Raw genomic sequence first — 24603 nt, forward strand, 5'->3', positions numbered from 1 at the left:
TTGGAAGATGTGGCGATCGAAGATGCTTTAATTGAAGGAAGAACGGAGGTAGAAGGGGATTGACGCGATCGAGATCAATTAATTTTTTCTAATCACCAGTGACCAATGTAGAGACGTTCCATGGAACGTCTCCTTCCATGGAACGTCTCCTTCCATGGAACGTCTCCCAGTCACCAGTGACCAGTGAGGGGGTTGGGTTTCGTTTCTCTCCACCCAACCTACCCAAAGCCCCCCAATCATCGGCAGGGCTGTTTCATTCTCGGTGTTAAAATCGAAAGCGATCGCCTAAAACCCCTACGGGGTGGCGCGATCGCGCCAATTTCTTCTAATTTGGCTTTTTCTTAAGAAAAAAGCCGTAAAACCCCTGCTATTCCTAACATCTGGAATAACCAAAAAAATAGAATGAAACAGCCCTGCCCAATCATCGGGGGGTTGGGGGGATAAAAGAGGGGTAATTTTTCCAAAATCGTATTACAGATTCGTGCTGACTGTTGAATCTACGGATAAACCTTCTGTTCCTGCGCTGTAGGAACGAAGACGGGTTAAAACCTTCTCATCGATCGCATCTTTCGCCAGACGAATCGCATTATAAATCGAAGGGGCTTGAGAACTACCATGACTAATAATGCAAATGCCATCAACGCCCAGTAGTAACGCTCCTCCGTGTTCTGCGTGATCAATGCGTTGCTTAATCCGTTTGAGATTCGGTTTTAATAAAGCACTTCCCACCTGTCCATGTAATCCTCGTGGCAATTCTTCCTTGAGAATATCCAGTAAGACTTCTCCCACTGCTTCGGCAAACTTAAGAATCACATTCCCCACAAAGCCATCACAAACAATAACATCAAACTTTCCAGAGAGAACATCTCTCCCTTCGGCATTCCCGACAAAGGGAATCTGAGGATTGTCTGTCATCAACTGATGAGCGCGGATTGATGCTTCATTCCCCTTAGATGGTTCTTCGCCAATATTCAGTAATCCCACTTTCGGTTCAGCATTACCCAGAACATATTTACTGTAAACCGTCCCCATCAAGCCAAACTGTTCCAAAAATTTCGGGCGACAATCAACCATTGCTCCCGCATCGAGGATGATTACTGATTTTCCCGCGATCATTGTTGGTAAAATTGCCCCAATGGCGGGTCGATCGATGCCTTTTAAGCGTCCCAACCGTAACAATGCTCCCGCCATCGCCGCGCCAGAATGACCAGCAGAAACCACCGCCTCTGCTCGTCCAGCTTTCACCATATCCATCGCCACATTAATCGACGCTTTCCGTTTCTGTTTTAACGCCGCCATTGGCTCTTCTGACATTTCAATCACCCCTTCGGAGGGGATCACTTCTAGATGTGGATTATTCTGGCTTCCCGATGCTTCCATCAGGGGTTGAATCTGTTCTGGATCACCCACTAACAGCACATCTACTTCGAGTTCTTCTGTGGCTCGGAGCGCCCCAGTAATAATTTCACCGGGAGCATAGTCTCCCCCCATAGCGTCAACTGCAATTTTTGCGCGAGTCGATTTCATAAATCCAATTCGTATAAGTGTTAAGGACTTAGTTTAAGTCCTGTTTTCATTAAAGTAGAACTAAACAATTAAATTTTAAGTTAAAAACAGTGCAGTATGTCTCTTTAAGATAGATTACAGGTTGTTGTTACAACTGACCAGTCGTATTTTTGTGAGATTAGGGTAATGTTGGATTTGATTAGCTTGGGTTTAATTACGGAATTATTCACAGGATGGGGGGAAACGCCACCTCCTCTGAAGCCGATACAACCACTACAGTGGGAGGAATCAGCGTTATTTTCTCTCCCTCATTCTCCTGAACCGATCATCAAAAAAATTGCAGAAAACTATTTACAAGATTTATCTAACATGGGGATTCCCCTGGACAGTCAAGGGGTTTGGTTCGCTTCTGATTGGTGGACTTTTTCCCAACATCGCGGAGAGATTTCTCAGTCGGCGGCTTCTTTAACGAAAATTGCCACCAGTTTAGCGGCTTTAGACACTTATGGGGTTAATTATCAGTTTGAAACTCTGGTGAGACACACGGGGGGAATTGAAGATGGGGTTTTAAAAGGGGATTTAGTGATTGAAGGGGGAGGTGATCCCTTTTTTGTCTGGGAGGAGGCGATCGCGCTCGGAAATCGCTTAAATGAATTAGGAATTGAAAAAATAAGCGGGAATTTAATTATTGTTGGTGATTTTTTTCTGAATTATCAACAAAATCCTCAAACTTCCGCTCAACTTTTCGCCCAAGCACTCAATCATCAATTATGGTCACGAGAGATTCAAAAGCAATATAAACAACTCCCCTCGGAAATGCTGCGTCCACAAGTGCAAGTTTTAGGGAATATTCAGGTTAGTAATAACGCTGATTTTAAGAGTAATAAATTGCTAATTCGCCATCTTTCTCTGCCTTTAAGGGATATCCTTCAAGAAATGAATGTTTATAGTAATAATAAAATGGCGGATTTAATCGCTCGATCGGTGGGGGGAGCGAAAATAGTCGAACAAAAAGTTATCGAAATTACACAAGTTTCTTCTGAAGAAGTACAATTAATTAATGGTTCAGGATTAGGAATTGATAATCGCTTATCCCCTCGTGCTGTGGCGAAAATGTTACGGGCAATTCAACAACAATTAGAATCTGAGGGGGAAACAATGGGAGCAATTTTACCTGTTACTGGAATTAATCGCGGTACTGTGCGCGATCGAGCCATCACCGAAGGAATTGCGGTAAAAACAGGCAGTTTATGGAATGTTAGCGCTTTAGCGGGGGTGATTTCAACGAAGCGTCATGGCTTAGTTTATTTCACCATTATTAATCAAAATGGCAATCTGCAAACTTTCCGTAATCAACAAGATCAGTTTCTACAACAATTAGATCAATCATGGCAAATTTCTAGATTTAAAAGTAATTCTCTGGTTCAATTAGGTGATCCCAAACGTAACCTTCCAGTGACCAGTTAAGCAGTTGCCAGTAGTTCTCAAACTTAATTAGTAATACCATGCGTGAACAATTAGTGCTACAAATTAACGACTTAGATTATTAATTCACTGGTCACTGGTCACTGATCACTGGTCACTGATCACTGGTCACTGGTCACTGATCACTGATCACTGGTCACTGGTCACTGGTCACTGATCACTGATCACTAATTACTGGTCACTGGTCACTGGTCACTGGTCACTGGTCACTGATCACTAATTACTGGTCACTGATTACTGGTCACTGGTCACTGGTCACTAATTACTGGTCACTGATTACTGGTCACTGGTCACTGATCACTGATCACGGTAAGATTAAACTCTTGGTGGGGAAAGTTATCCCCGATCATCGTTATTATTAATTTTGAGGAGAAAACCATTGGATTTATCACGGATTCCCGCACAGCCGAAACCTGGTTTAGTCAACATTGTGATTGAAATTGCAGGGGGAAGCAAAAACAAATATGAGTTTGATAAAGACTTAAATACTTTCGCCCTCGATCGCGTGTTATATGCTTCTGTTCAATATCCCTACGACTATGGGTTCATTCCCAACACCCTCGCCGATGATGGTGATCCCCTCGATGGGATGGTAATCATGGATCAACCGACTTTTCCTGGTTGTGTGATCACTGCTCGTCCCATTGGGATGTTAGAGATGATTGATGATGGCGATCGAGACGAAAAACTGCTCTGTGTTCCCGATAAAGACCCCCGATTCAAAGAAATCAATGCCCTTGGGCAAATTGCCCCTCACCGTCTCGATGAGATTTCCGAATTTTTCGCCACCTATAAACGCTTAGAGAAGAAAGAAACGGAAATTTTAGGTTGGAAAGATGTGGACACCGTTAATGCTTTAGTCGAAAAGTGTGTGAAAGCGGTTAACGGTTAATTCCATTCTATTCTTCCCTTACTGTGGAGACGTTCCTTGGAATGTCTCTACCTGCTTGGTTGTTGCTTCGTCACACTGATCATTAAACTGGTTCACTAAACCCTTGTTGTTGTACATAACCATGGTGGTGGTTGGGTTGTCTTGGAAACCGATTTGTTGATAAAAATTTTGTTGATAAGTCGTCATTAAATACACTCGTTCAACACCAATTAAACGCGGATGTGCCAACATAGTTTCAACTAAGGTACTCCCTAAACCGACTCCTTGATATTCAGGATGAATCACCACATCCCAAATCGTCGCGCGGTAAACACAATCACTGGTGGCGCGAGAAAACCCAATTAAACGTTCTCCTTCCCAAACTGTAATCACGGGATTACTATTCGCAATCGCCGTTTTTAATCCCGCTTCGGTTCGTCCTTGCGCCCAAAATGCAGTAAGGTTGAAGAGGTTTTGTAAAGCGGGAATATCGATCTGGTTTGAGTCGTCACAAAATTGAATTGGCATTTTGTTCTTCGTTCTTCGTTATTTATGATTAAGATGAGGTGCGTCGATGAACCATGGTTGAACCACTTTGATCCGTTGGCATGACTAACATTTCACTCACATTAACGTGAGGAGGGCGAGTGGCGCAAAAATACACGACATCAGCAATATCTTCTGGGGAAAGGGGGGTTAAGCCTTGATAGGTTTTTTCGGCTTTTTCTTGTTCCCCACGAAATCGCACTAAGCTAAACTCGGTTTCCACTAAGCCTGGATCAACACAACTGACTCGCACTGGTGTTCCCAAGAGGTCTTGTTTTAAACCTTCTGATAGGGTGCGAACGGCGGCTTTAGTGGCGCAATAAACGTTTCCTTTGGGATAGGTTTGATGTCCCGCGATCGAGCCGATATTAATAATATGACCGCTTCCTCTTTCTACCATATTAGGCGCAATTTTTCGAGTCATGTAAAGCAACCCTTTGATATTGGTATCGATCATTTCTTCCCAGTCTTCAATGCTTCCTTCCTGTAGGGGATTCAGTCCGCGACTTAATCCTGCATTATTGATTAAAACATCAATGTTTGACCAGGGAGAGGGAAGGGAGGAAAGAGATTGTTCTAAGGTCGCTCGATCGCGCACATCAAAGGAAAGTAAATAACACTCGCTTCCATACTCTGTTTTTAGTTCTTGGGCTAATTCCTCTAAGCGGTCTTGACGACGTGCATTAAGAATTAACTTTGCTTTCCCCTGAGCAAATATTCTGGCACAAGCAGCCCCAAGGCCGCTACTCGCGCCAGTAATCAAAACGATTTTATCTTCGAGAGAGTTCATCAATCAGTTGGTTTGGAGTTTGACAACGCAGACATCGGAGAAATCACATTAACTCGTTCGGAAATCAGGGTAATTCCATCATCTCGAACAATTATCGCAGACAGCCAGCGTTCCCCAGGTCGATCGATTTTTCCCAGTCGATAAATTCCACCAGCAGGTAGAATTTCTAAATCAAGCTCTTGTGGGGCTAAATATTTACTGGAGGTGACTGCTTCTTCCAATGCTGTTCCTAACAAGATATCATTTCCCACTGGTTCGCGGACAATCACATCAAAATTAAATTCTTCTCCTACTTCTACCTCATTGGGAGCATTGACTTTGACACGCGGCGCACTGCCAATATAGAGTCGGGAACTTTCTTCTAAGGTATTCTGAGAGACAATTTTACCATTGCGAAACCGTTGGCGCGATCGCAGCCGCGCATCTAAAAACGCTTCTTTTCCTTGGATTTCTCGCAATCCTCGGATACGAGTGACGGTTTCTGCTACGATCGCATCTCCCTCTCGTTCCCAACTTTGTAATTCTACCTGATAATCTAGTCGGGAATAGGTGTCCCAGAGTTGTTCGAGTTTTTGGGTTAAGGTTTCTACATTTAAACCCGATTCAGCGCTAAAGTTTTGACTATAAACCGATCGCACTGCTTCTAAATTACCATTATTGGCGGCGGTTTCTAATTGATTTAGCCGTTCGGTGAGAGTTTTTGGTGCTGTATTAGCGGGAGCGGCTTGAGCAACGGTACTCATTAACAAGAGCGCGATCGATGCGATGATATAGGAGAATGGGGTGCTTTTTTTTAGGAGATGATTTAGCATTTTTTTATAATCGATCAATCTTTCACTTTTACTAATTAAGTTTGAGAACTACTGGTCACTGGTCACTGGTCACTGGTCACTGGTCACTGATCACTGGTCACTGATCACTGATCACTGATTAATGTTGGGTTTCGTTTCCTCCACCCAACCTACAGATTAGTCACTGCTCATAATTTGAGGCACACGGAAAAAGGTATCTTCCCGCGTTGGTGCTTGTTCTAACAACGCTTCGGTTTCTGCATAAGGAATTTCTTGATCCGATCGCGTGATATTACTGACATCGATCGCGCGGGTTGTGGGAGCAACATCTGTGGTGTCTAACTCATTGAGTTGTTCCACATATTCCAAAATCCCACTGAGTTGGCTAGTCAATTGTTGTTCTTCTTCTGGTGTTAGTTCTAAACGTGCTAAGTGAGCGACTTTTTGCACTTGTTCAAGATCAATCATCTTTTCTTCGTGCGGGAGACTCCCTCTATACCCGAAGGGTTAGGGGGAGAGGAAAGCACGTCCTCCATTTAATGTGTTTACAAAAGGGAGTGAAGGGAGAGAGGTGTAGTCTCCCTTCAGTTCCCAATAATGGGAGACTTCGCTACACCGAGTTAAGTATGCTTCGCCAAGGTTTCTAAAGTTTGTCAAGCTAACAGCACTTTCTTAACCCGTTTAGGAATGTTTAACTGTTAACCACAGAGCAGGGAACTAGCACGTATTCCGAGGTGTGATGGCTTTAGAAACGTAGCCCTGAGCGAAGTCGAAGGGCTTAGGCTGGTCAACTTGTGGACTCCAAGAAGCCCCCGTTATAACCTCCCAAGAGGTTTAACGGTGGGTCGTTGACATTCAGTCTTTTCTAAAAATAAACGTCGATGTCGGAACGACCAGTGGTTTTGAGCCAGTTTTGGGCTTCAATGTAGTTATTGGGGGCCATGCGAATCGCTTCTTTCCAGTATTCCGCCGCTTGATCGAAGAGTGCTTCTCCTTGTTCTTCTCGCCCTTCTTTTTTGGCTAAATCTCCCTGATGGTGGTAGATCACAGCGATATTATTCATGGCTTGGGGAAGACGGGGGTTATCTTCGATCGCTTTTTGGTAGTATTCCAGCGCTCTTTCATACTCACCATTACTGGTGTGAATTAAGGCTATATTATACAACACATAGCTTCGATCGTTCGGGTCTTCTTCTAGTTTTAAAGCCTCATAATAATTATCTAACGCCTCTGCATATTCCCCATCAGACTGCGCTGACATTCCATCTCGATAATAGGTAAATGCTTCTTTTGATCGTTTTCCAGTGGGCAACATTTTGAGGATAATATCTGCCATCACTGTAAATGATTTATCAATGAAGTTATCGTTACGCTGTGTTCTTGGCATCGCTGTTCTTAGATTACATCATCTACATTACGTTTACTTTTACTTTAACTGATCGCTCGATCGAGATGGACTTTAATCGCTTATTGAATTAACACTGGACTATAATTGTCAATTGTACGTTATTAATTTGTAACACTGAATTTTTTAATGAAGCAACAAACGAAAGTCTCCACCTCTTCTCAGGTGACAACCTTACAGGTGTCTCCAGGACAGATCATGCGCGGCAAAGGTGCAATTACAGAAGCTGGGGCAAATATTGCTCAGTTGGGAAAACGTCCCTTGATCATTGGGGGCGATCGCGCTTTAAAATTAATTCAACCTTTATTAGCGCCACTTTGCCAAGAACATGATCTCACGATAACCAGTGCTTCTCATTACCCCGACTCTTGCGAAAAATCACAGCAAACGCTACAAGCGGTCGTTTCTGATCACCAAGCAGACTTAATTATTGGTGTCGGTGGTGGCAAAGCATTAGATATGGCGAAATTAGTTGCTTCCCAGTGTCAGTTACCCATGGTTACGATTCCCACGTCTGGCGCAACTTGTGCCGCTTGGACAGCCCTATCGAATCTCTACACAGAAGCAGGGGCTTTCCTCTATGATGTTCCCCTTCCCTACCCTCCCAACTTACTGATTCTCGACTACGATTTAATCGAAACCGCACCGAAACGCACTCTCATTGCTGGTATTGGTGACGCTCTCGCGAAATGGTACGAAGCATCGGTGAGTAGTGGTCACGCCACCGCCAGTTTAACCATTGCTGCGGTGCAACAAGCGCGAGTGTTACGGGATATCCTACTGCAAAAGTCAGCAACTGCGCTGGAAAATCCAGGGGGAGCAGTTTGGCAAGAAATTGTTGACGCAACGGTATTACTGCCAGGTGTCATTGGCGGTTTAGGTGGCGCAAATTGTCGCACAGTTGCCGCTCATGCCATCCATAATGGGTTAACCCATATAGAAGCGACTCACAACATCCTTCATGGCGAAAAGGTTGCTTATGGGATTTTAGTGCAACTGCGGTTAGAAGAAATGGTGGAGAATAACCAATTGGCAGCAACAGCGCGACAGCAATTATTAGAATTTTATTCCGAAATCGGTTTACCAAAGAGCCTTGAGGATTTAGGATTAGAGAACGTGACTTTAACTCAGTTGCAGCAAGTTGCGGAAATTGCTTGTGCGCCTAATTCTGATATTCATCGTTTACCTTTTACAGTAGAGCCGACGGAATTAGTGGCGGCAATGGTTTCGACAACGGTAACTGTTAATAGCAAAGCTGCGGCTAAGGTTTAGAATCGGCATTTTGTGAAGGAAACTAAGAAAACGATGGGATATCTACCAACCCCTGCTGAACGATTAAACGCCCTTCCTCCCTATGTGTTTGCTCGTCTGGATGAATTGAAGGCAAAAGCGCGAGAACAAGGCTTAGATTTAATAGATTTGGGGATGGGAAACCCAGATGGCTTTGCTCCCTCTCCTGTGATTGAGGCGGCGATTAATGCTTTGAAGGTGAGAGAAAATCACGGTTATCCGCCGTTTGAGGGGACGGGTAGTTTTCGCGCTTCGATCGCGCGGTGGTATCATCGTCGTTATGGGGTGAATTTATCTCCAGACAGTGAGGCGTTACCGCTCATTGGCTCAAAGGAAGGGTTAACCCATCTCGCTTTAGCTTATGTTAATCCTGGGGATTTAGTTTTAGTTCCCTCTCCTGCTTATCCTGCTCATTTTCGCGGCCCCCTCATTGCTGGTGGTAAACTCCATCAAATGGTTTTAACGCCCGAACAAGACTGGTTAATTGATTTAAGTGCAATTCCAGAAGATGTGGCGCAACAGAGCAAGATTTTATATTTCAATTATCCCAGTAATCCCACCACTGCGGTTGCACCGAGGGAGTTTTTCGAGGAAATTGTGGCGTTTGCTCGTCATTACTCGATTTTATTGGTACATGATCTCTGTTATGCGGAATTGGCGTTTGATGGCTATCAACCGACGAGTGTTTTAGAAATTCCAGGGGCGAAGGAAATTAGTGTGGAGTTTCACACCCTCTCGAAAACCTATAGTATGGCAGGATGGCGTGTGGGGTTTGTGGTGGGAAATAGTAAAATTATCCAAGGACTGCGGACGCTGAAAACCAATATGGATTATGGGATTTTTTCGGCGGTACAAGCGGCGGCGGAAACGGCGTTAGATTTGCCAGATAGTTATGTGGAAACCGCCCAACAGCGTTATCAGCAACGACGGGATTTTTTAGTGGCTGGGTTAGAAGCGTTAGGTTGGAAGATTCCGAAACCGAAGGCGACAATGTATTTATGGGTTAAGTGTCCAAGGGGGCGAAGTTCGACGGATTTTGCTTTGGATACGTTGCAGAAAACGGGTGTGGTGGTTACGCCAGGGAATGCTTTTGGAGAGGCGGGAGAAGGGTATGTGAGGATTAGTTTAATTGAATCGATCGATCGCTTGCAAGAGGTTTTAAATCGCTTTCAACAAGCAGGGATTCGTTATAAGTAATAATCACTACTCGATCGAGGAAACCACCTCTCGCACCCGATAAATCGGTCTGCCTTGTGATTCGTGATAGGTGCGAATGAGGAGTTCTCCTAATAAACCAAAGGAAAATAATTGTACGCCAGCTAACAGTAATACTACCACTAAAATTAACAGTGGTCGATCGCCAATATCTTGATTAAAGGCAAACTTAACAAACGTTAAATACGCACCAATTAAGACTCCCAACCCCATAGAAGTTAATCCTAAAGAACCAAAAACGTGCATCGGACGAGTGAGAAACTTCTGCATAAACCAGATAGTTAACAAGTCCATTAAAACTCGCAAGGTTCGCCCTAAACCGTATTTACTGCTACCATAGCGTCGGGGATGATGTTTAACAGGAATTTCGGTAATTTTTGCCCCTTCAATAAACGCTAATGCGGGAAGAAACCGATGTAATTCGCCATATAAATTCATATCCGCCAACAATTCCGCACGATAGCCTTTGAGAGAACAGCCATAGTCATGGATGCGAACATTTGTGACTTTTCCGATCAGCCAGTTTGCGATTTTTGAAGGGAGTAAGCGGGTTAACGCAGCATCTTGGCGATATTTGCGCCAACCACTAACGAGATCATAGCCTTCTTCTAGTTTAGCGAGGAGTTGTGGGATATCAGTGGGATCGTTTTGTAAATCTGCATCAAGGGAAATGATAAACTGTCCCTGTGCTTGATGGAAACCCGCAGCCATGGCAGCGGTTTGTCCATAGTTGCGCCGCAGAATGACCGCAGATAAGTCTTTTCTGCTTTGTGCTAGTGTTTTGAGGAGTGCGGTTGAACCATCCTTAGAACCGTCATCAACACAGATCACTTCATAGGGGCGTTGCGTCGGAATTAAAGTTTGTGCGATCAAATCGACTAACGCTTCTAAACTCTCCACCTCATTGTAAATGGGAACAATTACAGAAACCTGCGGCGCTGTTTTAATCTCATCAAGTACCTTCTCGGAAAAACTAGGAGAATAACTCACTCACACCTCACAAAAAACTAACTGATCAACTTGATTTTACCTTGTCAAGCGATCGTGCTGTAAATGATCCCTTGTGCGACTCGATTACTCGATGCAAATATTCCGATTCAATAATAGGACAAATGCGATCGTCAATTAAAGGCAATAGTACAAAATCATCTTTTTAAATTTGATCAACACTTAAACGATCGCGCCATTGCAGAAATTACAAACCACATTTCCGATTAAGTATGATGGGAATTATTTAATTAGAGGAAGAATCCAAGCAATGATCAAACTCGAAAAAATTACAATTTCGATGATTTTGAGATGAGGAGAAAGTTTTCGCAATTCTTGTTTGATACCAGTCGCAATTTTGTTTTCTTTTAGCCAAGTTTTGACTTGTGTTCCCCATAAAAACGGACTATCTTTAGACCGAAACTGCCAGTGAAACATCGAGAGTAAAAGTGGTTTCCCTCCCACTTTTAGTCCCATCAATGAATGAAGTGCGATCGCGATTACTAGAACGACCCAAGAGATTAAATGAGCATAATACCAACCATGATTAAGTTCACCTCTAGGCAACCATTTCTCATCCATCATTTTCCCAGAAAACAGGGCAAAACTTAAGGCAAATATGGCTAGAGTATTGGTTAATCGATGTAGGTTATACCACCAAATTGGCTTACCAATTTTATTTAATTCCCTGACAAAAGAGGATTGAATGAGTCTTCGTTGTCCGCGATGAATGGCGTAGAAAACAAAAATAGGAAAGATTAATAAAGACCACAGTCCAAATGTTCCATGAATTCCTTCAATGTCCGACCATTTTGGTAGGGGAAGACCTCCCCATCGTCCATCATAAGTGTCATAAGTCCAGAAAGCTGTAATAATTGCTGCGAGGACGAAAAAGGCGATCGCGCTATGTAAAAAACGTAAAAGAAAGGGTTGATAAGGAGACTTAGGAGAGGATGACATTTCTGTTTAACTGTCTAGATTATACTGATCTGATTTTATCTTGGAAACTGCGAGAGTAACCAAGCACCAACTTCACTATGACTCATTTTCCGCGTGCGTTGTAGTGCTGTTTCTAAAAGAGAAATGTCTAATCCAGACAAGACTTGAGATTCGTTAATTCTAAAGCTACCTTCTGTATTCATCGCAAAAGTAAGGATTTTCCCTTGTTCCACATCCACAATTACTTAGGTTGAATAATCGGACAAACGCGATCGTCCTCTGGGATTTCTAAAATGGGATTCAGGATCAGTCGTAGGTTGGGTGAAATGAAATGCAACCCCACAACAATCGATCGATGATAAAAAGTAGGTTCGGTGAAATGAAATGCAACCCCACAACAATCGATCGATGATAAAAAGTAGGTTGGGTGAAATGAAAGGCAACCCCACACCAATCGATCGATGATAAAAAGTAGGTTGGGTGAAATGAAATGCAACCCCACACCAATCGATCGATGATAAAAAGTAGGTTGGGTGAAATGAAATGCAACCCAACAACAATCGATCGAAACTTTTGTTCCAAACATTCACAGATTGATCCGTTGGTGTCACAATAGAAAAGCTAAGAGTTAAAGTTGCACGAACACCAAACAAGTCCATGCGAGTCTCTCTAAATTGGTTACAGGAATTTGTTGATCTCGATTTAACACCAGAAGCCCTTGGTGAAATTTTAACCATTGCGGGGTTTGAAGTGGAAGAAATCGAACACCGTCGCACGTTTGCGGAAGGCGTAGTGGTGGGAAAGGTTTTAGAACGAAATAAACATCCCAATGCAGATAAACTGAGTGTGTGTCGCGTTGATATTGGTGAAGATGAACCGAAAACCATTGTCTGTGGTGCGAGTAATGTTCGCGCTGAAATTTATGTTCCAGTGGCGACCATGGGAAGTTATCTCCCTGTGAAAGACTTAAAAATTAAACGCAACAAGTTACGGGGAGTCGCATCAGAGGGAATGATTTGTTCTCTAGCAGAGTTAGGGTTGGAAAAAGAGTCTGATGGGATTCATGTTTTTTCCCAAGAGAATCTCACGGTGGGAGAACCCGTTTATCCGATTTTGGGATTAGATGATGTGGTGTTAGACTTGACCACAACGGCGAATCGTGCGGATGCGTTGAGTATGGTCGGTGTCGCGCGAGAAGTGGCGGCGCTGACGGGGAAACCTCTCAGGCTTCCTGAATCGTCACAGCAGGAGATTGCTGGCGGTGAGGGGTCTTTACAAGTACAGGTGACAGCAACGGAGGCTTGTCGCGCCTATTTCGGGACGGAAATTAGAAACTTGGAAATTGCCCCCTCTCCCCAATGGTTACAGCGACGGTTACAAGCAGCAGGGGTGCGTCCGATTAATAATGTGGTTGATGTTACAAATTATGTGCTGTTGGAGTGGGGTCAACCGTTACACGCCTTCGATCGCGATCGATTACAATCGGTAGCAAAAGGGGAAGGGTTAACTATTGGGGTTCGTCTCGCTACCGCAACGGAAACTTTAACCACTCTCGACGGACAATCTCGTGAACTTCATCCCGATAATTTACTGATTACGGCTAATGATGTTCCTATTGCCTTAGCTGGCGTAATGGGTGGTGAAGAAACGGAAGTTTATGACCAAACTGAGAATATAATTTTGGAAGCGGCGCTGTTTGAACCCGTAGCAGTAAGACGATCGGCAAGGGCGCAAAGCCTACGCACAGAGGCTTCTACTCGCTATGAACGCAGCGTGAATCAAGCGGAGTTAGAACGGGCAAATCAACGCGCGATCGCACTTTTAAGGGAGTTGGCAGCAGGAACGCCCACTCAACAAGCAATTGCTGATACTCGTCCCACGCCAGAACAATGGTATCGTTCTTTGACCCTACGCCTCGATCGAGTCCAGCAAGTGTTAGGAAATGTTAACAACCGAGATGATGGCAAACTCACCGCCGAAGATGTGGAACGCACTCTCACCACATTAGGTTGTGAATTAGAGAGACAATCTGAGGTTTCCCTGACTTGGACAGTCACAGTTCCCCCTTACCGCTATCGAGACTTAGAACGAGAAATCGATCTCATCGAAGAAGTCGCCCGTCTCTACGGCTATGATTATTTTCAAGATACGCTTCCTGAAAGTACCCAACCGGGTTATCTCTCCTCACGACAACAAAACAAAAACCGCATCCGAGAAGCAATGCGTGCGGTGGGTTTAACTGAGGTGTTACATTATTCTCTGGTCAAACCCGAAGGAGAAGCGGTAACCTTAGCAAATCCTCTCTTCAAAGAATATTCAGCACTGCGAACCGAGTTAATCACAGGATTAATTAACGCCTTTTCCTATAATTTTGCGCGAGGAAATGGCGCATTAAACGCCTTTGAAATCGGACGAAGATTCTGGCAGACTGAAACAGGTGTCGGAGAAGCAGACACCCTCGCGGGAATTATGGGTGGTGAAATGTTCTCTCAAGGACGTTGGACAACTTCCGGTCAAGGACAACCGATGAGTTGGTTTCAAGGGAAAGGGTTGTTAGAAGCCGCGTTCACTCGTTTGGGTTTAACAGTGACTTATGAAGCCACTCAGGAAGAGAAACGGTTACATCCTGGACGCACTGCAATTTTGTTTTTAGAGGGAGAAAGATTAGGCATTTTCGGACAATTACATCCCCAGTTTTCCCAAGAAAATGATCTACCAGAAACGGTTTATGTGTTTAGTTTTGATTTAGAACAACTATTAAACGCTTTAGCTGCGAAAAATGTCTCCCAGTCTCGTTTTACGCCCTTTTCCACTTATCCTGCTGTTGCTAGAGATATGGCATTATATGCGCCAGTTGACCTTCCCGTTGCTTCCCTGATTCAGGTGATGAAAAAAGCAGGAGGAAAACTGTTAGATAATGTGGAATTGTTTGATGAATATCAGGGGGAAAATGTGCCAGACGGACAACGGAGTTTAGCCTTTAGTTTAAATTATCAGGCACTCGATCGAACCTTAACCGATGAAGAAGTCGAACCCGCTTTAGAGAAAGTTCGCAAAGCATTAACCAAAGAATTTGATGTTACTTTAAGGAGTTAAAATTATGGCAAAATATGTAATGTGGGGCAATTATTGTGAGAACGTAGAAGAAAAACGCGCCCCTTATCGTCAAGCCCATTTAGACGGTTTAAAAGCACAAAAAGAAGCGGGAACCTTGTTAACGATCGGACCGACAAAAGACTTAAAACAAGTGTTCGCATTGTATGACGCACCCGACGAGAAAACAGTACGAGAATTAGTCGAAAATGATCCCTATTGGCAAAATGGAATTTGGACAGAATACCAAGTTAAAGAATGGATACAAGCCTTTTAATTAAGTTATGTAGGTTGGGTGGAGAGAAACGAAACCCAACAACAATCAGTGACCAGTGACCAGTGACCAGTGACCAGTGATATAAATATGAAAGACTTTTGCATAAAATTTAACTAAAATGGTTAAAGCCATCAGCATTGAAAGTTAAATGAGTCAAATCAACTGGCAATAAATTATTGCACAGCTACCTTCTAACGCAATAGAACCAATAATAGAAACTTCATTTGTTATTCCTCTTCTTCAATCACTAGGCTATGGTGATAATAACCAAACTCAAGAATTTCCTACTGGTAATGGTAATGATAAGGTTGATTTTGCTGCCCGAAAAGACTCAAACAATTTCATAGAAAATCCCCAAAATCCTGATCTTTTGGTAGAAGTGAAAGGACGAAGAACATCTAGTGGAAATATAATTAATTTAGCCAGTGGAACATCCCAATATAGAGAAACTGTAAACCAATTAAAAAGATATCTTCTTGCACCTAACTGCAAAAGTGTAAAATGGGGCATTATTACCAATGGGAATCATCTCCAGTTATTTCGTAAACATGGGAAAGTGATTCATCCTGCAACCCCTAATCTAGAAATTAGTTCTCAAAACATCACTAATATTATTCAGCGAGTTAAAACGATTATTGAAACTCCTCAACGGGGTTTAACTGTGACCTTCTATAATAATCAAGGTGGGGTGGGGAAAACAACAACGCTGGTTAATTTAGCTGGTTTATTATCGCAAGGCTTAACAAGGAAGAAGAAAGTTTTAGTTATAGATTTCGATTCTCAGGGAGATTTAAGCCGTCTTCTCGGAATCAATCAAGCTCAAAATTTATCAATGCCTTTACTACAAAATCAACAGCCTGAATTGACGCTTTATCAATGCTTAACTAATACCAATGCTCATTTAAAGCAGGCAGTTGAACGCATCCCAATTTACATTCCAAAACAAAAACAAACTATTGTTACGGATTATTTATGGGCAGTTGCTGTAAAAGAGGATGAAAAAGAGAATCTTCAAAATATAAATATATCTCAAATACAAGGAAAAGCATCGAGATTAAAAAAACTCATTCAATCTGTTAAAAATGACTATGATTATATTTTTATAGATGCTCCTCCCAGTTCTGATTTTTTTAGTAAAAGTGCCTTGTTTGCTGCTGATGTCGTCTTGATTCCAACTGAGCATATTCATATTAACTCGTTGTCTAATGCCAAATACCTAATCAAGAATACCCTCCCCAGAATTCAAGAAGAAAAGCAAGAAGGAACACCGATTCCCCTTCCCATCTTCTTTAATGATCATAATCCAACATTACCATCTTCAAGAAATTCTCATAGGATTATTCAAGGTTTACTTAGACAAGAAAATAATGCCTATGATCCTGATTTAGTTCCTTATTTTTATCCGAGAAGCACGAAGATTCTTGATCCCTATGTTTTCAGCATTAAAAGCCACTTACACATTCCCACCGCTGCGGTAGAAAAAAGGATCGCATCTCTCAAGTATAGAGCAATTGCTAAGCTATATTTAAGTATGGCAAAGGAGTATTTTTTAGATGGGTGATTTTGATAATATTGGTGAGTTAATGCACTTGCCCTTAGAAAGTATTAATCTAGTTAGTAACTATTCTGTTCCTCAGTTTATGATTAAGATAGGAGCAGAAGCAATTCTGAATTCTCATGGCAGAAACTGGGTCCCAGTGATTGTTCAAGAAACTTCGATGTATGAATATCAAGTAGTTTCTAATCACTTGGTTTATTTAGCGTCTAAACAAGCTGAGTTAGAACGAGTTTGGTGTTTTGTTATTAGTCCAGAGGCTGAAAATATCACTCAAGCTAAACTTTTGACTCGGGAAACTTTCCCCCAAGTTAATCTTTGTACGGCTGATCAAGAAATGATTTTTAGTGTTTTGAACTATTTAAGTAGTCTAGAAGGAAGTCCGTTAAAAGGAGTAAATGTTGGTAAGGCGGCTGCTAAAATTGCTAATGCTAATCGGGCAATTTGGAAAAGTTTTAATCCCATCACTAAATTAAAATGTGGCATAGTGAGTGATCAAAAAATTAAGTCTCTTCAGAAAATTTTTTATCTTCAACCACCGCCACCGCCTCCCTTACCTGAACCAGTTTCTTTAAAAACAGCGACTAGAGACGAAGTTTATGAACGTTTGATCTATCTTAAAGAATATCAAATTGGTGGCTTTGAAAAGGTAAATATTGAGCAAGCAACTACTTCAATTTTAAGTGCGGATAAAACAAACTGGCGCAACTTAAAGCCAATTACTAAGTTGCGTTGTGGTATTGGTGAGGCTAAAGTTAACACCTTAAAACAAGTTTTTAGAGTCGAATAAGGCTCACCAAGTTCCCCCAAGATTGGGGGTTAGGGGGCTGATATGATCTAGCTGTTGGTGTTGGGTTTCGTTTCCTACACCCAACCTACATTTGCTTACGGCGAAGGTTGGGTTTCGTTTCTCTCCACCCAACCTACGTTTTTACCATGGACTACCAACCAAACTAAAGGCAGCCCAGTAGAAGGGATGACTCAAGTCTTCAGCACGAGTGGAAATCTCTGTTGGTAAGGTTAATTCTCCGCGTGGGGTGATAATTTCTGAACCTTCTAGTCGCACTTCACCGTTGATCAGGTTAATTTGTGCTTGTTGTATCGCTTCTGCTTTGATGGGGGCGGTGTTTAATTGGCGATAAAACTCACTCATTAATCCTAATGTTCCCGTGTCTCCGACATACCAGAGACTCCCTAAGGCTGATTTTACGCCAGCTTGTACCGTCAATCCTGCGAACCCTAATTCCACTTGTTCGTTACCAACAGCAGTTCGACAAGCACTCAACACTAATAATTCTACAGGGGGATCGTTGAGATTTAATTGACGAATGTCTTCTAAACTGAGTTTTCGATCGTAAAGCTGGATATAAATATCTTCTAGATTACCCGGTCGAAAATCCGCATGAGTCGCTAAATGAATGATTCCTTCTGGATTCCGTCTTCTTTCTTGACGGAAGTTTTCGAGAGTGAACTCGTCATTAATTTGAAACTCACCGCGCCAAATCTCATTGGCAATTGTCGGTAGTTCTAACTCTACCGCAGGTAAAGGACCCAATGCTGTGGGATCATTGAAATTAGAAGCCCCGATGGCAAAGACTTCTAAGTCTTGGAGGTTTTTATAGCGAGTATCTGTCAGACTCAAACTAGGAGAGAAACCAGTGCTATAGTTCTCTACAAGGAATTGTTCTCCATCATGTAAGGCGGCGACGGGTAATAAGCGTAACCCTGAAGGCATAATAAAAACAAGGTTCTCGATTTCTTGTGCTTCTAAGGTTGCTTCTAAGGGTTCAATAATCCAATCATAAAGCTGTTGGGCTGGTGCGAGGTAGGGTTTAGCCTGACGGGCAAAAGGGCTGGGAGGACTGGAAATTGAGCCATATAAAGCCTCTGCGGTTTGTTCTACTTGTTCACGGGTGGCGTTTTCGACAGTGATGCGGAAGGGTTCGCCGCTTTCGGTGACTAATAAAATTTCTAGTTGATCATCGGGTTGACGGGGAACTGATAAGGTAACGTCTGCTTTCCGTTGGGAAAGGTTGAAATATTGTTCGTAGTCTTGGGTGAAACGGGCTTCTTGACGTTGGAAATCTGTGATTCCTGTGAGGGTTTCTGGGGTGAAGTTGAGGTAGATTAATGCAGGTTTTACCCCAGAGGCGCGATCGATTTCTGCTAGTATTTCTTGTGCGTCGTCAAGAGTCGTCACCTGTACTGATTGCTGAGTGTTAGTCGTTATCGTGGTGGTGGGTTCTTCGTTTAAGACTTCTGGGTTCGGTTGGTCTTCTTCCACAGAAATGATACTGATATTCCCCTCTCGTTCTGTAAACAAAAATGAACCATCAGCAATTTCAAATTCACCACTGGTAATTTCTCCTGCTGTACCATTGACTTCTGCATCTCCCACGATAAAAGGAATTTCTCCACGCCCGCCATGACGGATGGTAATTTCTCCTCCTCCTTCTCCGCCGAGACTAGAAACACTCGCTGGAATCTCTCCTTGATCTAAAAACGTCTCTGTTGCCCGGAAAAAGCGATCGGTGCTGACATCAATCACTCCTCCTTGTCCCTCTTCACCCGCTTGAGCGTTGAGAGTGCTAACTTCAATATCTTGATCAGATGCGAGGGTCATATCACCGCCATCTCCTACGCGACCACTGCTGTTGATTGCACCTGCACTAATTTCACCGGCAGCATTTTCGACATTTTCTGCAATGACATCACCGATTTGAATTTCACCCCCTATTGCACCGGAAGCATTGACATTTCCTCCAGAAACTAAATTCGCAAGAACTTCTAAGTTATTCCTTTCACCCTCTGGGGTTCGACCATCTGGAAAGTTCACGGAACCTGCGGCACTGCTTTCTACAACTTGGCTGGTTGAGACATTGGAAGAAGCGCCATCTGTTGCGATCACTGTCGCTTCAATCTCATTGTTGAGTGCAGGATCAATACCTGAGAGGGTGGTGTTATATTGCAAGCCAAACGGAGTCGATTCGAGATCACTACCATTAATTGAGGTGACTACGTTACCATTAACTGCCAATTCCAATCGGGCAATGTCGGCAGCTTCGACGGGAGAGGCTGTGAGGGAAGCAGTCAACTCATCTGGGTTCAAAACTCGTTGAGCCGAATTGTTGGTTAAGCCATCATCAAGGGCATCGAGATCGGGTAAAGAAGCCCCAGTTCCCAGCCCGATCGCGCGAATGTCAGCATTGATACCGTTGGCATCGCGCAGTGTGTCTGCTTCATCAAAGAAATTGACGTCATTGGGAATTCCATCAGAGACAAAGAATACTTGATTATTCCCATCGGAAGCATCACTAAAAAAGTTAATCGCTTCTTGGAGAGCCGCATCAAAGTTAGTCCCACCGCCGGAGGAAAGTGATCGCAAGCTATCCACCACATCAGGGCGGTTATTATTGTCCAGATCAGCTTCCACTGTGGTCTCAATGGCTGTTGTTGCCCCATCACTGAAAGGAATGAGAGTGACGGTGGAGTTACTAAAGCCATTATCAATGATGGATTGATGAAGGCTCTCAAAAGACGCGATCGCGCCATCGATAAGCGTGTTCGCCTCGCCATCATTGTTCAGGTCGCCGACAGCAATTTCTCCTTGAAACAAGTCGGACATACTACCAGAAACATCAATCACGTAGGCAAAATTAAACGTATTCTCGCTGATTTCTCCTCGCGTCACAAAGCCACTGGCAGCGACAGAACTCTCTGTAGAGAATTCGGGCAACGTTAAAGTAAGACCTAACTCCTGTCCTGTGCTGAGAATGGTAGTGTTTGCAGTGGTACTCTCTTCAAAAATCTCAAAACCTTCTGCTTCCAAATTGCCGGGTAAAATGCCTTGAGCGGCATTAAAAATGGCAGTACCAACTTTAACTGCTCCCTGTTCAGTATCAAGGATAAGATTTCCTCCTTGTCCACTGAAACTAGAACTAATCAGATAATTGGTAGTAATGTCCCCCTCAGCACTGAGATTAATGTTTCCCGCATTCTCATCAATAGATAAACTGAGATAACCACCAATTCCTTCTTCCGAGAAGTAATCAACAATTGTCATTAAATCAGAGTCAATATCAATATCTAACTCTGTCAATAACTCAGCACTGACATTTTCTAGAAATCGACCGACTGACCCATCAATTGAACCATTTTCACTATTGAGAGTAATGTTACCCCCCTCACCGCGAAAACTTCCCGTTGTGATGTTACTGGTGGTAATCCTCCCATTGGCGTTAATCGTCACATCACCGCCTTTGGCTTCTTCTGAGAAAGTAATAATTCCTAGACGAATAGAAACGCCATCCAAGAGAGAGGCTAATTCCGCATCCACATCAGCTTCTAATAACAGTTCTTCCGTTACGCCATCGACAATGGCATCAAAAGCCGTATTCACAGAACCCTCATTGCTAGTGAGAGTAACATCGCCCCCTGCTTCTCCTAAAGTTCCAGTGATGATCATTCCCGTGTTAATGTTATCCTGTGCTGTGATTTCCACATCACCGCCAACTCCTTCATTAGAACCAGAAAAGAGGAGTCCAATATCCACAGAGGATGCAGAAGCGGCTTGGGCTAAAGCGCGGCTTAACCCTAATTCTTCTAATAAAATGGGGTCTAAGTCTCGTACACCTACAGTGGTGTCAATGCTTCCTGTTTCACTGTTGAGGGTAATCTTTCCCCCTGTGCCATCACCTAGAACACCGCTACCCATCACACCTGTGCGAATGTTTCCTCGTGCATTGATGGTGATATTTCCGCCGTTTCCTTCTCCAGAACCACTGACAATTAATCCTACTTCAGTTTCATCAGTGCGGGTGTCGCCTTCTGCAACAACTGTATAACTAGCGTTAACATCTCCTCCTGTGCTAGTGAGACTAATATCTCCACCATTGCCATTTTCAGAAGTGCTTTCAATGAAACCCGCATTGATGTTACCGCCAGCTTCTAAGATAATTTCTCCACCATTCCCATCCTCAGAAGAAGCATTAATAGTTAATTGATCTAATTCAATGTCGTCAAAGTTTTCTGCAGTCTGTTCATCACCACGACTCGCATCAATAAAACCGCCTGCTGTGAGGGTAACATTTCCTGCATTTCTGTTGTCAGAAAAAGTCTCGATTTGGTCAGTCACAGTAATGTTTTCTTGGGCTTCAATATCAACATTGCCACCAGAACCATTCCCAAACGACTCAATCTCTTGAATTTCTACAGAACCCCCTGCGCTATCCAATTCAACATTTCCAGCATTCTCAGAAAAAGTTTGCACGCTACCGATTTGAATATTTTCTTCGGCGTTAACAGTAACATCACCACCAGCGCCGCTTTCAAAGCCAGCAGGGGAAAAAGTATCAATTCTTTCTACATCAACTGAACCCCCTGCGCTATCCAAGGTGACATTTCCCGCATCTTGATTATCAGAAGAAGCATTGAGATTGGTAACTTGAATATTTCCTTGAGCGTTAACCAGAATATTTCCACCATTGCCACTTTCAAAACCAAAAGAATCAGCGTCAATTCTTTCTACATCAACTGAACCCCCTGCGCTATCCAAGGTGACATTTCCCGCATCTTGATTATCAGAAGAAGCATTGAGATTGGTAACTTGAATATTTCCTTGAGCGTTAACAGTAACATCTCCACCAGAACCACCGTTGCCATCACTGCTTCCAGTATCAATGGCGCCAATGGTAACATTAGCGTTCTCGCTGTTAATCGTAATTGTTCCCGCATCTCCTGAACCGCCAGAATAGGTGCTTAGGAAGTCTGTCTGCACTTGATTTAATGCAGAAATTTCAATGTTTCCTGTATTACCAGTGCTACCTGTTACGCCACCGAATTCTCCTGTAGAGATTTGGTTGATATTAACACTCCCTTGAGGACTCTCTACGGTAATATTCCCACTTTGACCATTACTCTCTTCAAGATCAATAGAGGATTCTAATAGAGTTGCTGTAATATTGCCTTGCTGACTGTCTAATTGAATACTTCCAGCGTTTCCTGTTGCATTTTGAGAACGAGAAGCAGCAGTTCCCACAATCATATTGTCTCTTGCGTCTAAAGATATATTTCCACCATCTCCAGTTTCTCCGTTAGCAATAGAGGTAAGATTACTAACATCAATTGAACCGCCTGCATCCAGTGTAATATTCCCAGCGTCACCGTCAGAGTTATTCGTAGATATATTTTGAACGGTTATAGAACCTGTATTAGCAGTGAAATCAACTGTTGCGCCAAGAGTTTCAAGGTTTGTGTTAATTTCTAAGTTCCGTTCCGCCGTAAAAGTAATACTTTCTCCAGAGGTTTGGTTTTCAAAGTTTAAATTCGCTTCAGCGTTGGCGATGATGTCTCGACTAGCCTGTAAAATAATATTCCCATCAAGGCTGGTTAACGCGATATCGGAGATAAAAAAGTCTGTTTCAGGATCACCATCAGTAAAGAGAATTTCTCCATCACTAATCTCTGAATCATTATCTGACGGAGGACTACCTTCGATAATAATGTCTCGCGGATCAAATAAAACCGTCCCCGTTTCTCCCTGTGAAGCAGACACATCAATCGTTCCATTAAAAGCAAGGGCTTCTTTTCCAGACACTTCGACAAAGCCGCCATTTCCTTCCTCTTTCCCTCCTTTAGCGCTAATGTCTCCAGAAAAGACGGTTTGTCCTTCTGACCAGACGATTACTTGTCCCCCATCACCAGCAAGTAGTGCGTCTGCGCTCAATTCTGCTCCATCACTAACAAAAGTTCGGGCCGCACTCGGTAAACTTTCTCCCCCTTGATAGTCACCACCGACAAAAATTTCTCCGCCGCCATTGATACCATCAGCGCTGAGTTGTGCTTCATATAGTCCAATTTTTTCCCCTAAAACGTAGATATTGCCTCCCGTTTCACCGCTAACATCTAACTCTCCAGCGATGACACTACTGCCTTCTGTGGTGGGAATTGAAGTCTCTTGTAAGCTAACGGTTGCGGTGGCTTCATCCACAACTAATCCCTCTGGGCTATAATCTCCTGTGAGAAGGGCGGGTAAATCATACACGGATAAGTTCCATTCTCCTGCGGTGGTGTCTGGAGGAACAATTTCTAAACTTAAAATCTGTCCAGGTTGAGAGAGACGGATGAGATTTTTTCCTGGAACTGCGGTGATGGTAATGTTACCTTGTTTGGCGGTGAGTGTTCCTGTATTGGCGACACTTCCCGCAAAGAAACTGAGATTATTTTCTGCGCTAACTTCCAAGTCTCCAGCGTTGATAATGGCGCTGGGGGTTTCGGTGTTAAAAATAAATTGGTTGGGAGTTCCCACTAACTCGCTATAGTTGTTTTCCCCAATGGCGTTAAACCAGCCCTGTTTAAATCCAATTCCTGTGGCGGTTGTGGCGGTAAAGTCACTAGGAACATTGAGACGGGCGTTTTCCCCGAAAATTACGCCGCTAGGGTTCATTAAGTAAAGGTTGGGGTTGCCACCACTAACTTCAATTAAACCCCGAATTACGGAGGGATTCCCACCAGTGACACGAGACAGGATATTTTGTAGTTGGGGGTTGGCGAGAAAGTTGGCAATTTGTTCTGGGGATAAACCAAATTCTTGGAAGCTATGAAAGAGGTTTTCACCGTTTTGGGAGAGGCTTCCGCCATCAATGGTGATTCGTTTGCCGTCACGGGTGATAATGGTGCCAGTGCCGTCGTCAGCAGGAACGATGGTTTGTGCTTTGACGGATGCGGTGCTACAGACGGAGAACAGGGCGAGGAATAGGGCGAGTTTTTTGAACATGGTTTTTGTCGGTTATTGGTTCTTGATTGATGTTGGGTTTTCACCCAACCTACGGTTTAGATCAGGTTCAGGTCATTGC

Annotated in this window: 19 protein-coding genes; 8 read left to right on the top strand and 11 right to left on the bottom strand. The window is 43.3% G+C overall.

The features are described 5' to 3' along the window. Positions 1-78: 78 nt before the first annotated feature. Positions 79-213: a hypothetical protein gene (locus DACSA_RS22655; RefSeq protein ID WP_269544611.1), complete on the bottom strand. Its 135-nt coding sequence runs from the start codon at positions 211-213 to the stop codon at positions 79-81. A gap of 258 nt (positions 214-471) precedes the next feature. Beyond that, positions 472-1527, bottom strand: a complete 1056-nt coding sequence (gene plsX, locus DACSA_RS16175; RefSeq protein ID WP_015230778.1) for a phosphate acyltransferase PlsX — start codon at positions 1525-1527, stop codon at positions 472-474. A 165-nt stretch (positions 1528-1692) separates the two neighbouring features. On the opposite strand from plsX, the gene DACSA_RS16180 reads away from it, so the two are divergent. Both DACSA_RS16180 and DACSA_RS16185 read left to right on the top strand, forming a co-directional pair. Continuing rightward, on the top strand, positions 1693-2973 hold the full coding sequence (locus tag DACSA_RS16180) for a D-alanyl-D-alanine carboxypeptidase (RefSeq protein WP_015230779.1): 1281 nt from the start codon (positions 1693-1695) through the stop codon (positions 2971-2973). A gap of 397 nt (positions 2974-3370) precedes the next feature. Continuing rightward, positions 3371-3883 carry an inorganic diphosphatase gene (locus DACSA_RS16185; protein WP_015230780.1) on the top strand — a complete coding sequence of 171 codons (513 nt, stop codon included), beginning with the start codon at positions 3371-3373 and terminating at the stop codon, positions 3881-3883. Positions 3884-3901: 18 nt separating this feature from the next. On the opposite strand, the gene DACSA_RS16190 is transcribed toward DACSA_RS16185, so the two are convergent. The 5 genes from DACSA_RS16190 to DACSA_RS16210 form a co-directional block, all read right to left on the bottom strand. Further along, positions 3902-4390 carry a GNAT family N-acetyltransferase gene (locus DACSA_RS16190; RefSeq protein WP_015230781.1) on the bottom strand — a complete coding sequence of 163 codons (489 nt, stop codon included), beginning with the start codon at positions 4388-4390 and terminating at the stop codon, positions 3902-3904. A gap of 28 nt (positions 4391-4418) precedes the next feature. Next, complete coding sequence (locus DACSA_RS16195; protein WP_015230782.1) at positions 4419-5198, bottom strand: SDR family oxidoreductase; 780 nt, start codon at positions 5196-5198, stop codon at positions 4419-4421. After that, a complete protein-coding gene (locus tag DACSA_RS16200) occupies positions 5198-6010 on the bottom strand; it encodes a nuclear transport factor 2 family protein (RefSeq protein WP_015230783.1) in 813 nt (270 codons plus the stop codon). Before DACSA_RS16200 ends, DACSA_RS16195 begins: the two co-directional genes overlap by 1 nt. Before the next feature lie 156 nt (positions 6011-6166). Next, on the bottom strand, positions 6167-6457 hold the full coding sequence (gene gatC, locus DACSA_RS16205; RefSeq protein WP_015230784.1) for an Asp-tRNA(Asn)/Glu-tRNA(Gln) amidotransferase subunit GatC: 291 nt from the start codon (positions 6455-6457) through the stop codon (positions 6167-6169). A 397-nt stretch (positions 6458-6854) separates the two neighbouring features. Beyond that, positions 6855-7376, bottom strand: coding sequence for a photosystem I assembly protein Ycf3 (locus DACSA_RS16210; RefSeq protein ID WP_015230785.1), 522 nt, complete (start codon positions 7374-7376; stop codon positions 6855-6857). A 147-nt stretch (positions 7377-7523) separates the two neighbouring features. Between DACSA_RS16210 and DACSA_RS16215 the strand changes: the two genes are divergently transcribed. Together DACSA_RS16215 and DACSA_RS16220 are read left to right on the top strand one after the other, a co-directional pair. After that, complete coding sequence (locus tag DACSA_RS16215; protein ID WP_015230786.1) at positions 7524-8666, top strand: iron-containing alcohol dehydrogenase family protein; 1143 nt, start codon at positions 7524-7526, stop codon at positions 8664-8666. 33 nt (positions 8667-8699) lie between these two features. Further along, the gene (locus tag DACSA_RS16220) at positions 8700-9881 is read left to right on the top strand and encodes an aspartate aminotransferase (RefSeq protein WP_015230787.1); all 1182 of its coding nucleotides are present in this window, start codon (positions 8700-8702) and stop codon (positions 9879-9881) included. A 6-nt stretch (positions 9882-9887) separates the two neighbouring features. Here the strand turns inward: DACSA_RS16220 and DACSA_RS16225 are convergent, their stop codons facing one another. The 3 genes from DACSA_RS16225 to DACSA_RS16235 all read right to left on the bottom strand — a co-directional run bounded on the left by DACSA_RS16225 (position 9888) and on the right by DACSA_RS16235 (position 12064). After that, positions 9888-10889, bottom strand: coding sequence for a glycosyltransferase family 2 protein (locus DACSA_RS16225; protein WP_015230788.1), 1002 nt, complete (start codon positions 10887-10889; stop codon positions 9888-9890). 240 nt (positions 10890-11129) lie between these two features. Next, entirely contained in the window at positions 11130-11846 is a 717-nt protein-coding gene (locus tag DACSA_RS16230) for a cytochrome b/b6 domain-containing protein (RefSeq protein ID WP_015230789.1), read from the bottom strand. A gap of 35 nt (positions 11847-11881) precedes the next feature. Beyond that, the gene (locus DACSA_RS16235) at positions 11882-12064 is read right to left on the bottom strand and encodes a hypothetical protein (RefSeq protein WP_041235545.1); all 183 of its coding nucleotides are present in this window, start codon (positions 12062-12064) and stop codon (positions 11882-11884) included. A 418-nt stretch (positions 12065-12482) separates the two neighbouring features. On the opposite strand from DACSA_RS16235, the gene pheT reads away from it, so the two are divergent. The 4 genes from pheT (at position 12483) to DACSA_RS16260 (ending at position 17540) form a co-directional block, all read left to right on the top strand. After that, on the top strand, positions 12483-14921 hold the full coding sequence (gene pheT, locus DACSA_RS16245; protein ID WP_015230790.1) for a phenylalanine--tRNA ligase subunit beta: 2439 nt from the start codon (positions 12483-12485) through the stop codon (positions 14919-14921). 4 nt (positions 14922-14925) lie between these two features. Then, the gene (locus tag DACSA_RS16250; RefSeq protein WP_015230791.1) at positions 14926-15195 is read left to right on the top strand and encodes a YciI family protein; all 270 of its coding nucleotides are present in this window, start codon (positions 14926-14928) and stop codon (positions 15193-15195) included. 379 nt (positions 15196-15574) lie between these two features. Further along, positions 15575-16756 (top strand): ParA family protein, encoded by a 1182-nt coding sequence (locus DACSA_RS16255; protein ID WP_232225315.1) that lies wholly within the window; start codon positions 15575-15577, stop codon positions 16754-16756. Beyond that, positions 16749-17540: a hypothetical protein gene (locus DACSA_RS16260; protein WP_015230793.1), complete on the top strand. Its 792-nt coding sequence runs from the start codon at positions 16749-16751 to the stop codon at positions 17538-17540. The genes DACSA_RS16255 and DACSA_RS16260 overlap by 8 nt, the downstream gene beginning before the upstream one ends. Positions 17541-17681: 141 nt before the next feature. Here DACSA_RS16260 and DACSA_RS16265 read toward each other — a convergent pair whose 3' ends face one another. After that, positions 17682-24524 (bottom strand): CHAT domain-containing protein, encoded by a 6843-nt coding sequence (locus tag DACSA_RS16265; RefSeq protein WP_015230794.1) that lies wholly within the window; start codon positions 24522-24524, stop codon positions 17682-17684. Positions 24525-24603: the final 79 nt, after the last annotated feature.

This window comes from Dactylococcopsis salina PCC 8305 (genome assembly GCF_000317615.1).
In the GTDB taxonomy this organism is placed as follows: domain Bacteria; phylum Cyanobacteriota; class Cyanobacteriia; order Cyanobacteriales; family Rubidibacteraceae; genus Halothece; species Halothece salina.